The 14,002-nt window shown below is 37.7% G+C and carries 11 protein-coding genes and 2 riboswitches; of the genes, 8 read left to right on the top strand and 3 right to left on the bottom strand.

Annotated elements, in window-relative coordinates:
- Window position 1 precedes the first annotated feature (1 nt).
- Window positions 2-1,672: a precorrin-3B C(17)-methyltransferase gene (cobJ, locus tag C7Y47_RS01165; protein WP_142507093.1), complete on the bottom strand. Its 1,671-nt coding sequence runs from the start codon at window positions 1,670-1,672 to the stop codon at window positions 2-4.
- A gap of 4 nt (window positions 1,673-1,676) precedes the next feature.
- Complete coding sequence (locus tag C7Y47_RS01170) at window positions 1,677-2,048, bottom strand: (2Fe-2S) ferredoxin domain-containing protein (protein WP_142507094.1); 372 nt, start codon at window positions 2,046-2,048, stop codon at window positions 1,677-1,679.
- A 138-nt stretch (window positions 2,049-2,186) separates the two neighbouring features.
- Window positions 2,187-2,370: riboswitch (cobalamin riboswitch) on the bottom strand.
- Window positions 2,371-2,597: 227 nt separating this feature from the next.
- Window positions 2,598-2,782, top strand: a riboswitch (cobalamin riboswitch).
- A 335-nt stretch (window positions 2,783-3,117) separates the two neighbouring features.
- Here C7Y47_RS01170 and C7Y47_RS01175 point away from each other — a divergent pair.
- The 5 genes from C7Y47_RS01175 (at window position 3,118) to C7Y47_RS01195 (ending at window position 9,469) form a co-directional block, all read left to right on the top strand.
- Window positions 3,118-3,864, top strand: a complete 747-nt coding sequence (locus C7Y47_RS01175) for an energy-coupling factor ABC transporter permease (RefSeq protein ID WP_142507095.1) — start codon at window positions 3,118-3,120, stop codon at window positions 3,862-3,864.
- Between the two features lies 1 nt (window position 3,865).
- The gene (locus tag C7Y47_RS01180) at window positions 3,866-4,138 is read left to right on the top strand and encodes an energy-coupling factor ABC transporter substrate-binding protein (RefSeq protein WP_142507096.1); all 273 of its coding nucleotides are present in this window, start codon (window positions 3,866-3,868) and stop codon (window positions 4,136-4,138) included.
- 3 nt (window positions 4,139-4,141) lie between these two features.
- A complete protein-coding gene (gene cbiQ / locus C7Y47_RS01185) occupies window positions 4,142-4,912 on the top strand; it encodes a cobalt ECF transporter T component CbiQ (RefSeq protein WP_142507097.1) in 771 nt (256 codons plus the stop codon).
- Entirely contained in the window at window positions 4,912-5,748 is an 837-nt protein-coding gene (locus tag C7Y47_RS01190; RefSeq protein WP_142507098.1) for an energy-coupling factor ABC transporter ATP-binding protein, read from the top strand. Before cbiQ ends, C7Y47_RS01190 begins: the two co-directional genes overlap by 1 nt.
- A 223-nt stretch (window positions 5,749-5,971) precedes the next feature.
- On the top strand, window positions 5,972-9,469 hold the full coding sequence (locus C7Y47_RS01195) for a S8 family peptidase (protein ID WP_142507099.1): 3,498 nt from the start codon (window positions 5,972-5,974) through the stop codon (window positions 9,467-9,469).
- Window positions 9,470-10,031: 562 nt separating this feature from the next.
- On the opposite strand, the gene C7Y47_RS01200 is transcribed toward C7Y47_RS01195, so the two are convergent.
- Entirely contained in the window at window positions 10,032-11,129 is a 1,098-nt protein-coding gene (locus C7Y47_RS01200; protein ID WP_142507100.1) for a glycosyltransferase, read from the bottom strand.
- A 292-nt stretch (window positions 11,130-11,421) separates the two neighbouring features.
- Here C7Y47_RS01200 and C7Y47_RS01205 point away from each other — a divergent pair, with 292 nt between their 5' ends.
- Genes C7Y47_RS01205 through C7Y47_RS01215 form a run of 3 tightly spaced genes read left to right on the top strand, consistent with a single transcriptional unit; the run spans window position 11,422 to window position 13,932 of the window.
- A complete protein-coding gene (locus C7Y47_RS01205; protein ID WP_142507101.1) occupies window positions 11,422-12,021 on the top strand; it encodes a glycosyltransferase family 2 protein in 600 nt (199 codons plus the stop codon).
- 31 nt (window positions 12,022-12,052) lie between these two features.
- Complete coding sequence (locus tag C7Y47_RS01210) at window positions 12,053-13,081, top strand: polysaccharide biosynthesis protein (RefSeq protein WP_142507102.1); 1,029 nt, start codon at window positions 12,053-12,055, stop codon at window positions 13,079-13,081.
- Window positions 13,078-13,932, top strand: coding sequence for an SDR family oxidoreductase (locus C7Y47_RS01215; RefSeq protein ID WP_142507103.1), 855 nt, complete (start codon window positions 13,078-13,080; stop codon window positions 13,930-13,932). Before C7Y47_RS01210 ends, C7Y47_RS01215 begins: the two co-directional genes overlap by 4 nt.
- Window positions 13,933-14,002: the final 70 nt, after the last annotated feature.

The raw sequence follows: 14,002 nt of genomic DNA on the forward strand, positions 1-14,002 counted from the left end.
ACTAGTCGCCGCATGGAGCGGGCTCTACTTTTATTTTTGAAGACATATCCTGATACGTAAAATGTAGGATCTTTTTCACACGCTTGAAGTATTTAAACAAACGTTCATTTGGATGTGCATTTGCTTTATATTCTTCGATAATGTCGGTGATAAGTGGTATAAGTTGTTCAGGCTCTAATCCCTCAACAACAGGCTGGGCCGCATGTGCTGTACGACCAACAGGTTTAGCACCAATAAAAACATCAAATTTACTTTTACGATAAACGATGCCAATATCATCAAATACTGCTCGATAACACGCCATACCGCAGCCGTTAAAGCCAATATTTAATGTTTTCGGTAACGCCATACCCCCAAGCTTTTCTTGAATCTCTTCTGCATATGGAATCGAATCGACCTTTTCTCCGTAACAGAAGTCACAAGCCTTTAACGAAAGTACGTCACCAAGTGGTGCAAGTAAAAAGCCAACTTCACGGAGCTTTGCTGTAATTTCTTCAGGCTCAGACGTTGGAATTTTCAAATGAATTTGATGGTCTGGTGTATACTCCATCGTTCCTTCTTCTCCAACTACTTCAGCTAATGTCATCATTTGTTGAGGCGTAAAGAACTTATTGGCTACCCCAGGACTAACCGCTAATTCAAAAACAGATTCGATTTTTTGTTGAACGAGCTTGGGAGTTACTTTCATAGCGCTCGTACCCTTCACCAAAGCAAGAGCTGCTGTTGCCATTTCAAGTGACGATTTTTTAGGCTTTGGTTGTGGTTTAATGGCTAAACTGGGCTTAATACGATTTGCATTAGGATCTGTCGCAAAATCATTACGCGCTGCTCCTGTTTCTTGATTCATCGCCCATGGTTCGTTTTCTTCCTTGAGTCGTTGATGTGGTCGTAACGGTTGTTTTTCATCACCAAGTGTATATTTACGCTGATAACCACGTGGCGTAATCATCTTATTGTCGTAGAAGAATGTTGTTGAATTCCCAATAATAACTGTCGTTAACATGCCGATATCATGTTCAAGCATTTCTGCTAAAGTCGTCATCGTAATTTCTTGACGGTCACGATATGCGCTTTTCACAAGTCCAACCGGTGTATCTGGCGATCGATATTCCAATAAAATTCGTTGCGCCTCTACGATTTGTCTCGTACGACGTCCACTTTTTGGGTTATAAAGAGCAATAACAAAATCCGCCATTGCTGCCGCTTCTACTCTTTTTGCAATTAAATTCCAAGGTGTTAAGTGGTCACTTAAACTAATGGTACAGGCGTCATGCATAATTGGAGCACCTAGTAAACTTGCACACGAATTAATAGCTGAAATACCTGGAACAATTTCTACCTCGATGCCAGTTGCCTCTGTCCAGCCTAGCTCGATTAATACCTCATACACTAATCCTGCCATTCCATAAACCCCGGCATCTCCACTAGAAATGACCGAGACGATACTTCCAGCCTCTGCTTGACGTACCGCTTCCTGTGCACGTGAAACTTCCTCCGTCATACCAGTACTAATAATCGACTTTGCACTAACTAAATCCTGAATAAGCTCAACATACGTTTTATAGCCTATAACCATATCACTTTGTTGTAGTGCCTCCACAGCACGAGTCGTAATATGTTTAAAGTCTCCAGGACCAAAGCCAACTACGAAAATCTTACCTTTTTGTGCCATGTCGTTACCCCTCTTTCACCTTTTCAATGCCTTTAATGGCTGTTGTTTGTGCTGTACGCTGTAACGAACCTTCCCGCAATGTAAAGACATGCTCATTATGTAACGACTCATGATTTAAATCTTGTACGAGTGCTCTCGCATGCTCCGTTGTTGGCACACGGTACCAATTTCCCTGAGGATATGCAATGACAACACAAGCATCTTTACATCTGCCATTACAACGAGTTCTCGTCGTATGTATTTCCTTATCAAGCGCCAGCAACTGTATTTCATCACGGATCGCCTGTGTAATGTCCTCAGCATCTTTTTTCATACAGCTACTACCATTACAAATAAAAAGATGTGTTTTCATTCCCTCTAAATTCCAAGTTGTCATAGTCGTTCTCCCCTCATTTGCTTTTAGGAAAAAGAAAAACCTTTACTCTAGACGAAGAGTAAAGGTTTAGTAGAAGCCAAATAAAAACGAATATATACAGGTACTCGCTCTTGCTTCAACTTCTCCCTCCGAAAAGTTTGCATGCATCATCCCATAAGCAGGTTTCCTGACTTAAGCTTCCTTTTACTTTCGCGCCTTCCTAATTTTCACTAGTGGCATCCACGATTTCATCAGCTATTACAGTAGCGGGGGCTGTATCGGATTTTCACCGAATTCCCTATTATCTTGAAAATATTCAAGCACTTATGGATGTTTTATATGAATTTTTAAGTTTTTTGTAATAGAAAACTGTTTCTATCATAGCTTATTTTTTTAAAATTTCAATATTTCTTTCTTAAATTGTGACATTTTTATTAATTTTTTTTAGAAGAATACGACATTTATTTTAGATTTATCCGAATTTTCGACATAGAGACTCAATTAAAAATTTTTTCACAAAAAGGATGGCGTATTTATGGAAAATCATGTTACACTTTGTCGTGAAATCTCACAACTTCATCTTTTTTCGGTGCGAATTGTTCTGCATTTCGCTTAAAAGGGAAGCCGGTTCAAGACCGGCGCGGTCCCGCCACTGTACTAGGGAGTTTTATAGAGAATGTCACTATCCAAAGGATGGGAAGGCCTATAAAACGTTGAACTAAAGCCAGGAGACCTGCCGAAAAATATGTGATCGTTTCAACCTACGAGGATGGGTGTGCGGCTTAGCAGATTAGAATTTTATTTGCTTTTTTAGCTATGCACTTTTCCATTATCGGAGAAGTGCTTTTTTTCATTCAGCAGAGACTCCATCTCAAGGTGGTAGATGCGTACAGAAATGGTTCCAACCAGGCCAAAACACCTACTGAATGAAGAAAAAGCCTCTGGCGGACTTTGAAAGGAATGCACAATTCAAAATCCGGACAAATTGTTTATCTGTAGCGAAAGCGAAGCGACAGCTACAATTACGCCATGGCACATTGGATCGATTGCATACTAATTCGAAAAATTTTAAAGCTAGGAGGAGAGATTCTTGAAATTTTCAGGTTGGAAGCTTAGTTATTTCTTATTGGCATTTTTATTCGTGCCAAATCGCGCATTTGCGATGCATATTATGGAGGGCTTTTTGCCAATCGAATGGGCAATTTTTTGGTGGGTCTTATCGATTCCATTTATTATTTTAGGATTACGTTCTATTCGAAAAACCATTGAAGAAAATCCTGAAACAAAAATGATATTAGGGCTATCGGGTGCCTTTGCCTTTGTACTATCTGCCTTAAAAATCCCTTCTGTAACAGGGAGTTGTTCGCATCCAACTGGAGTTGGGCTTGGGACAGTTCTTTTTGGACCATTAGCAATGAGTGTTATCGGAACAATCGTATTATTATTCCAATCTTTACTGTTAGCACACGGTGGGCTTACAACATTAGGGGCAAATACCTTTTCCATGGCAATTATGGGCCCTATTATCGCTTACTATGTATTTAAGGGCTCACAAAAAATGGGATTATCATTTTCAGTAGCCGTCTTTTTAGCAGCAATGCTTGGTGATTTAGGTACATATGTTGTCACTTCAGTGCAACTAGCTCTTGCCTTCCCTTCTGAAGTCGGAGGCTTTATGGCTTCATTCACAAAATTTGCTGGTATTTTTGCATTAACGCAAATTCCTCTTGCTGTTAGTGAAGGAATTTTAACAGTAATTGTTATGAACTTCCTGAAAAAATACAATGTGAGTGAATTAAAAGCTCTACGTGTGTTCTCTGCAAAGGAGGTACACTAAAATGAAAAAAAACTTACTGCTCTTAGCCATTGTTGTGTTATTAGCAATCGTTCCTCTATTTATTCAAAAAGGTGCAGAATTCGAGGGGGCTGATGGCGAAGCGGAGGCAGCTATTAGTGAAATAGATGCTAGCTACGAGCCATGGTTTGAAAGCTTATGGGAGCCACCAAGTGGTGAAATTGAAAGCTTATTATTCGCACTACAAGCTGCTATTGGCGCTGGATTTATCGGCTATTTCATTGGCTTAATGCGTGGCAAACATAAAGAGGGTTAAGCGATGTTACTCATTGATAAGTATGCATATTTGAATAAATTAGCGTCTGTTCATCCGCTAGAAAAAATGACGTTATCCCTTGGACTACTTATATTGTCGCTTATCATGAGAGATGAACGAATGTCACTCATTACATTTATTGTGATGAGTGCTTTTATCATTTTAGGCGCAAAAATCCCTGCTAAATATTATGCTAAATTACTATTGCTACCTGGATTTTTTTTACTATCAAGTTTAGTGTCAATTTTAATTTCTATAGCGCCAACAACTAGCACGTTACCAACGCATATTTGGTCATTTTCATTTAATAGTTGGACGATTTTTATCGGCAGAGCGAGCCTCGTGACAGCGCAACAGCTTTTTTTCATCGTCCTTGGCAGCATTAGCTGTTTGTATTTTTTAATTCTCACAACATCAGTCCAATCTATTTGTTACGTGCTAAGACAATGGCGACTCCCAACTCTATTTGTAGAGCTAGTGGAGCTAACGTATCGTTTTATTTTTATCTTTTTAGATAGTATGCAAAAAATTCATCTTGCCCAGCAGGCTCGTCTAGGATACAGCTCCCCTATGCAGTGGCTTCGTTCGGTATCAATGTTAATTGCAGCTTTATTTATCGAGATGTTCCAACGAAGTCGTGAGCTAAACAATGCGATGGAAGCGCGTGGTGGCGAAACTGTTTATTGGCAAGACGATGTTACCTATAACACGAAAAATTGGGTAGGTATTGCTACTATTTTTATACTCCTCATCATTTATGGAGGTTTTTACTGATGACAGATTTATACTTTGATTTAACACATTTATCCTACGCTTATGCAGATGGGACTCATGCCCTAACAGATATTTCACTTCAAATTCCAAAGGGTAAAAAAATCGCTTTACTCGGTCATAATGGAGCTGGAAAATCAACGTTATTTCAGCATTTAAATGGTATTTTGAAGCCTACCGCTGGAAGTATATCCTTTTGTGGCAATGATCTAAACTATAATAGAAAAGCATTAAAAAAATTACGCCAACAGGTTGGTATTGTTTTTCAGGATGCCGACAATCAGCTTTTTTCTGGCACAGTTAAGCAAGATATTGCATTTGGTCCTTTGAATCTTGGCTGGACAACCGAAAAAATTGAAGAGAAAATTGCGTGGGCTGTCGCTCAAACCGAAGTCGAAGCATTGCTAGATAAACCGATCCATTTCTTAAGTGTTGGACAGAAAAAACGTGTCGCAATGGCAGGAGTACTTGCAATGGAACCTTCCGTTTTATTATTAGATGAACCGACAGCTGGACTAGATAATTATTATAGTGCACAAGTTTTACAGTATTTGGCAACGTTAGAGAACGGTGAACGAACAATTTTACTGTCTACGCATGATATTCCATTAGCCTATGAATGGGCAGATCAAATAATCGTGATGGAAGCTGGGACAATTATTTATAATGGAGATCCAGTTGCAATGTTCTTCCAAGAGGATTTGCTTGAAAGAGCCCATCTTGAACGCCCCTGGGTCTTTGAAATGGCCGTTGCCTTGCAAAAGAAACAGTTATTTAAAAAAAACATTAAAATGCCTCGTTCGAAGGAAGATTTGCACAGACTTCTTGAGCAACTTTAAGATAATTTGTTCATAGTTAATTGAATCTGTGCTCCTACTCCCATCTCACAAATCGAGTAGAATGTTTCGACCACTCTTCTCATATTTTTATAACGGGATAAATATGGTAAAATATAGAATGGTGATTTTGGAAAAATATATACTTATTACGAAACTTTTCTATCAGTCATCCGTATTAGTATAGATGTCACAAATATTTGGCACACTCAAGGAGGGAAAACAGTTGAAAAACTGGAAGAAAAAGTCAGTTGCTTTAGTAGCATCTGCAGCACTAATGGTTCCTGCTACTTCTGCCTTTGCTGAAGCGCCACAAAAAACAGCAAAGAACCAAGAGTTAGTGAAAGTAGCTAGCAATAAGGATCAAACATCTAAGAATCAAAAAGAATGGATTAGTCAGGATACGATTATCGTCAAACATTCCGGTCTTGATAAGAATGTGCACAAAAAAATTGGCGCAAAAGTGATCCGCTCTATTCCTTCATTAGGATACGATGTTATCCAACTGAACAAAGGAACAGATTTAGAAAAAGCAGTTTCATACTATGTGAAACAAAAAGGGGTTAAAAAAGTATCTCCAAGCTACGTGTATCATTCCTTTGGCACAGAAGTGGATCCAAAGAAACAGGATATGTACCATTTGAGTCTACTTCAAATTGATAAAGCACTAGAATTAGCAGGTAACAATGATGTAAAAGTAGCTGTTATCGATGGTGGTGTGGATTTTAAACATCCAGATTTAAAATCTCAAGTACTACCACCATATAATGCAGCAGCACCTGCCAATACATCTTATCCTAATGAGCATGGAACACATGTAGCAGGAATTGTTGGCGCGGCAAAAGATAATGGTATTGGAGGACATGGGATTAATCCAAATGCCAAGCTTCTTCCAATTGATGTATTCAACGGAAAAGATGGCGCTAGTGATTTCGTTATTGCACAAGGAATCCTTTACGCCATTGAGCAAGGCGCAGATGTTATCAATATGAGCCTTGGCGGTTATGGTGATTCTCCATTAGTGGAGGAGGCCGTTCAGAAAGCCATTGATAAAGGAGTTACCGTTGTAGCAGCTGCTGGAAATGAATCGACAGACAATTACTCCTTCCCTGCTTCTTACGAAGGCGTTATTAGTGTAGGCTCTACAAATGATCGAAACAAGCTATCAGGCTATTCAAACTATGGCCCATCGGTTGATCTTGTAGCTCCAGGTGAAGACATTTACAGTACAGTTCATGATGAGAAAAAAGGATCATCCTTTGTAAAATTTAGTGGAACATCGATGGCATCTCCTGTTGTTGCAGGTGTGGCATCCCTACTAAAATCAAAATATCCAGATTTAAAGCCTTATGAAATAGAAGCTATTCTCGAAATGACCGCAAAGGATTTAGGTGACAAGGGCTATGATCTTACATATGGACATGGCCTTGTAGATCCTGTGAAAGCATTACAGTTTAATATTAATAATCTACCAAAACAGTATTCTGAAACTAAAGAAGAGCGCTTGAAAAACGCAAAAGTCCTTAAAAAAGATATAGTAAATACTGAAAAAGGTGAATTTAAGTTACCAGACGAAAAGAAATGGTACAAGGTGGATCTAGACGCAAATGAGTATGCTCAACTGACATTAAAAGGTGCAGACAAATATGATTATGCATTTGATTTATACTTCTACCCTGAAGGTAATAAAAAAGAAGTAGAACCAATTAAAGTCAATGATGTACGTGTAGGCAAGCAAGAAGGATACCTCTATAAAGCAGATCAAAAAGGAACCCTTCTTATTGGCGTTAAAGATCATAATGGCAGCTATAGCTCGAAAGGTGATTCAAACTACGTATTCACGGCCCAAACAACTAAAAAATTACCAATTGATGCATTAGATATGGAACATATGGCGAAGATTGAAAAATTCCCATTCAGTACAGCCGGGAAAAACTATACCCTACTTTCTGAAGATCATCTAGGTGATAAAGATTATTTTACATTTTCAGTGAATGAACCAACGACACTGAAATTTGATTTAGCTGGGATTCCAGGTGTTTCTGCTTCTATGGAGCTTTATCTAAAAGAAGATTTAGTTAATGTTCCATCAGAGGAGGAAGATGCTGAAGGATTAAATGAGGCCTACCCAATCCGAGCATCTTACGGCACGGATAAAGGCGATGGCGTCAACTTAGTTGTCGATGCTGTACCTGAGGAAGAGTATGTAATAAGCGTTTCTAATGAAAACGGTATGAATTTTTCACTTGATATGTTCTTTGGCGGCGGTATTGAAACTGAGCAAACTGTTAGTGAATCCATCATTCCTTACACATTAAAAGGGGAAGTCGTTACCCTTCCTAAGGATGAAGACGGACTTTCATCAAATGGCGGAATGCAAGAAGACAACGTACAAAAGGAAATTTTACCTTTAACGGAGTATAAAGCAAAGAAACGTAATCAACTAAATGATTTTATGAATATATTCATGAATCTAGATGCTATGGGACAACCGGAAAACGTTGACCAAATCATGAACCAAGCAATTCGTTTTGATATTGGTAAAGATCAAAAAGCATACTTCCAAACAGAAGATGATGAAGATTACTTCGCATTTACAGCTAAAGAAGATGCCGTATATGGTTTCCAAATTCAAAAAGGGTTAAACCAATCTCCAGCCGGTAATGTATTCGAATATGATGAGGAAACAAATGAATTAATCCCAGTTTCTTCATTATCGAATGATATGGGGTTACTCAGTCTACTTTTTGGATCAACAAGTGATCCAAACGATGCTAAGGCAATTGCATTGAAAAAGGACAAAACATATGTTGTAAAAGTGATGAATCTTGGTGATCGTTCTGCTGAACCATATACACTTAAAACAAGTAAAATGGCAGCTATTCCAGAAGACGATAATAGAAATAATAACACACCAACTACTGCAAAAACGATTAAATCTGGTATTACTTATAAAGACCATCTCATTTATCAAGATGATACTGATTTCTACTACTATAAACAACAGGGTAAAGATGAAGTCATGAGTCTTCTTATTTCTTCTGTACCATATACTAAAGAACAGCTAGCTCAATTACCTAAAGAACTTCAAAATGACTTGAAATTTTCAGGCTCCATTATAGAAGATACAAATGGTAATATGGAAATCGATCCACAAGAAATGGCGACTGAAATTCCATTTGGACAAGGTGAAGACCTCCTTCAAATACTACTCGGTCTTGGAGGAACAACAGATGTAAATACTTCTTTTAAAGCAAAAAAAGACCACGGTTATTTTATTGTTCTTAACGGAAGCAATGTTGGACAAGTATCAATCCAGCCATATACTTTAACTTTATTTGATCATAAAAAACTAGATGAAGATGCAGATTCTAAGATAGTTAATGGTATACCGACAAAACCAACTGTACTTACGAAAAAAGATGATAAATGGGTAGCTACTCAATATCTAAATGCTGGTGTTCCATTTGGTGATAAGGACTATTTTGAATTTAAAAACGACAGCAAACGCAATGTGTCCTTCTCTCTTCAAACAGAAAAAGCACTAGATGGCGTCATCCGTATTATTGATGCAAAAGGAAAAACAGTAGAAACTTTAGATCTTTACGGAGCTGGAGATGCTGAAGTAGGTACAGTCGAACTGGATAAAGGCACTTACTATATTGAAGTAAGTGAATATTACGGCAAAGCTAGTACTCAACCATATACACTTGAAATAAAATAAGATATACCCTTGGGCTGAAAAACGAACTTTAAAGAACAATAGACTTTTCAGTTGAAGGTAGTGTAATAGCTGCAAGATTTAAGTTTTCAAAAAAATGAAGGTTTATCCCCTAGATGATGAAAAATCTAGGGGATTTTTTTATACATTTATGTTTTATTAAGGATCATCACCAAAACGTGTGGTTGATTTCCGTTCCGACTGGGCGCTTTGTTGCTGACGCTTCGCTTTCGCTACAGAAAACATCCGCTACGCTGCAGGGTCTCGGGCCAACATGATGTTGGTCACGAAGGCGTTATCACAGGATGTGATGCTTTTAGCCTTCGTTCCTCTATCGCTGATCCCTGAGGAGTCGCCCAGTCTCCACTCCAATCAATTATTTACATAGTAGAAGTTTTAATAAAAGTCATCCACAACTTTTGGTGATGAACCTTTATTCACCATAACGAGGATTTTATTTCCATACTCGTTCCCCTACTAGCTCTCTAATCTTCAAAGAGTCGCTTTGTCTTCATGCCAATAATGGCATGTTAGATGATCTACCCTTCCCCTAATTCGATCTAATTTAACTTGGCTTTTCCCCTAAATATTTTGCTACTTTTTGCACAATATGCTTCCAATTTAATTCCGCCCTTGCGAATGCTTGGAGGTGTTCACACGTATCCCCCAATAAAGCTTCCTGTTTCGTTACTTGCTGCAATGTCCGCCCAACACTTTGCCAATCATGTGTCGGATGAATTGTTCCATAGCGTTGATTATGAGTAATATCCATAGCCCCATCTACATCAGTCGAAACAATGTAACAACCATTCTTTGCAGCCTCAGCAAATACATGAGCATAGCATTCTACTAAAGAGGTAAGGCAAAAAATTTTAGCCTTTCTATACTCCTCCTCCAATTGCTCCTTATCATAAATCGGTCCCAAAATAGTGACCTGTGCCGCAAATGGATTTCCATCAAGCACGTTCAATAGCTCCTGTCTAAACGCCTCTGACATTGGACCTACTAACCGAAATTCCCAATCTGAAAGTTGTGCAGCTAAAAATGCTTTGACTGCTAAAAGAATTTGTTTTTCAGGAGCATCTAAACGGCCAACCGTTAGTATTCTATTTTCTTTCTCTTTAAATGAAACCGGCTCTGTTTGAAATAGCTCATAAAAACCATTAGGAATACGTTTAATATCTAAATTTAAAAATTCATGAATAGCGTTTTGAATGGATTCAGATTCAGAGGAAAGTACATCACAAAGCTGGAGTAACTCTGAAAAATAAGGATAGGTTTTTAATCGGTTTAACCAAAAACGATTAACATCTAGTTTCATATAAATTTTTCCGTTCGGATTAAATTTTTTATAGGTTTTTAATATCGACAAATATGAAGGATACGGTCCTATTACAAATGCAATATCGATGTCCTTTGCATGCTCTATTAAATAAGTATTCATATTAGCAACATAGTCATCCTCAAACGGAATATGTTGAAAAGTAACAGCAGGAAAATTTTGTTTCAATAACTCCTCATTCATTTCCGTCGTCAAAATACTAACATCATAACCTAAATATTCACCTAACAAAATCGGGACAAGGCATAAATCTTTGAAAATATGTGCGTCGGAGAGCTTATACGATTCCACACTACATATGAAGGCTATTTTTTTTGACATAACATCCCCCTTTTTAAAGTCTGTACTTTCATTAAAATATGATTTCTCGTTGAATAATGTGAAAAGATAGTATAAGTACCGTGAATACACTAGTAAAATCACCTTACTTTTAAAGTGTTTTCTCTTTTAAATAACTAACGATTGTAAGCAATTGCCTACAGAACAACTCTTGCAACGCATATTGTAGTAAAGAATCCTTTATGTCAATGAAAGTAAACAGTATAGACTTTATAAAACTTCTACTTACGCCTATTGAACATTTCTACTAACAATAAAAGAATCGAGGTGTTACATGAAAATTAGCTTTTTATCACCTGCCTACAATAGTGAAGAGTGGATATTGACATTGTTAGAAAGTATTCCTAAAGAATACGCCTATGAAATTATCGTTTGCGATGATGGCTCTACAGACAATACTGTAGCCCTATTAAAGGACTATCAAAAAAACTGCCCTGCCTTAAAAATAATTAATCATCCAACTAATTTGGGTGCTAGTGTAGCCTATAATCGTTGTATCGCCGAAGCTACAGGTGATTATATAGCTATCATTGATAGTGATGATCATTATTTACCCGCTATTCGAAACGTCTTAGCCCAAGTAGATGGTCAATTTGATATTTACTACTACAACATGCTAACAAAGGCAGGCTATGCATTTATAAAAGATGACTCTAACCGATACACATTACCTGGACAATTTAAAATTATTCGAAGAAGTTTTATAGGTGATGCAACCTTTACTATAAGAAAAGATATTGCTGGGGATTGGGATTTTAATTGTGCCTTAATGGATAAAAACCCGACAAGTAAATATACAAATGAATTGGCTTACTGGTATAACTTCCCACGGGAAAATTCTGAATATGATTTACATCGTAGAGGATTAAAATGAATCATTACTCCGTACATGCAGAGGTGTAACAATGTTTAAAGATAAAGTTCTTCTCATTACTGGCGGCACCGGCTCTTTTGGTAATGCAGTATTAAAGAAATTTTTGAATACCGATATTAAAGAAATACGTATCTTTTCTAGAGATGAGAAAAAGCAAGATGATATGCGTAAACTCTATCAACATCCGAAAATTAAATTTTTCATAGGCGATGTACGTGACATCCAAAGTATTCACAATGCAATGTATGATGTCGATTTTGTTTTTCATGCTGCCGCTCTTAAGCAAGTCCCCTCTTGTGAATTTTTCCCACTGGAAGCAGTTAAGACGAACATCCTTGGCACTGATCATGTTTTAACGGCTGCTATTCAAGCAGGTGTGAAAAAAATTATTTGCCTTTCCACTGATAAGGCCGCTTATCCAGTAAATGCAATGGGAATTTCAAAGGCCATGATGGAAAAAACGTTTATTGCTAAATCAAGAATGGTTCATCCAGATAAAACATTGATTTGCGGGACACGATATGGAAATGTCATGGCTTCAAGGGGCTCAGTAATCCCTTTATTTATTGAACAAATTAAAGCTGGCAAGCCTTTAACGATTACAGATCCAAAAATGACACGCTTTATGATGAGTCTTGATGAGGCAGTTGAATTAGTTTTATACGCCTTCTCACACGCTGATAATGGGGACATAATGGTACAAAAATCACCAGCTGCTTATATTGAGGATTTAGCACTGGCTTTACTAGAAATTTTCCAAGCTCAAAATAAAATACAAGTTATCGGAACACGGCATGGCGAAAAAATTTACGAAGTGTTACTAACAAAGGAAGAAGCTGCAAAGGCCATTGATATGGGGAATTTTTATAGAATCCCTGCGGATAATCGAGATTTAAATTACGGAAAATATCTTGATGAGGGCTCTCCTAAAATTACGTTAACGGATGAATACAACTCTACTAATACGAAAATACTGTCCGTCACTGAAATAAAAGAAAAATTATTAAAGCTTCCTCTCATTCAAGAAGAATTACAAAATTGGACGGGAGGAAAACCTTGAAATTTTTAGTACTTGGGGCCACTGGAATGGCTGGCCACACAATTTCACTCTATTTGTACGCCCAAGGGCATGATGTAACAACTTATTCACGAACATCCTTTTCTTGTGGCAATAATATTACAGGAGATATTACAGATACAAATTTTTTAAGGTCACTTTTATTAGATCACGCCTATGATGTTGTGGTCAATTGTATCGGTGTTTTAAATGACGCCTGTGAAACGGACCGCGAGAAAAGTGTATATCTCAATAGTTATTTGCCTCATGCCATTGAATCTTTATTAAAAAACAGTAATACTAAGCTTATTCATTTAAGTACAGATTGTGTATTCTCAGGAAAAACAGCTCCCTATTATGAAAAAAGCCTTCGCGACGGGGAAACCTTTTACGATCGTACGAAGGGACTAGGCGAAATTGAAAGCACTCAACACCTAACGTTTCGTAACTCTATCATCGGTCCTGATTTGAAGGAAGACGGCATTGGTCTCTTCAATTGGTTTATGAAGCAGCATGATACTATTCGCGGCTATACTGGTGCAATATGGACCGGAGTTACTACCCTAACGTTAGCAAAAGCAATTGAACGTGCAGCAATTGAAGGGACAACAGGCCTCTACCACCTAGTCAACAATAGCAGTATTTCAAAATTTGAGCTACTGCAATTATTCAATATGCACTTCAAGGAAAATAAAGTCACGATCCAGCCATATCCCCTCGTAAACATCGATAAAACACTAGTCAACACACGAAAAGATTTTTCATTTATTGTTCCTAGCTATGAAGACATGATCGTTGAGATGAAACACTGGATATGGCGGCATAAAGATTTGTATCCTCATTATTTTAAATAAGTTTGGAGGTTCAGTATGCTAAAAAGAAAGTTCGGTGACCGTTCAGAATGGCCACGAGTTATCGAAAGAA

Source organism: Lysinibacillus sphaericus (assembly GCF_006864135.1).
Taxonomy (GTDB): Bacteria; Bacillota; Bacilli; order Bacillales_A; family Planococcaceae; genus Lysinibacillus.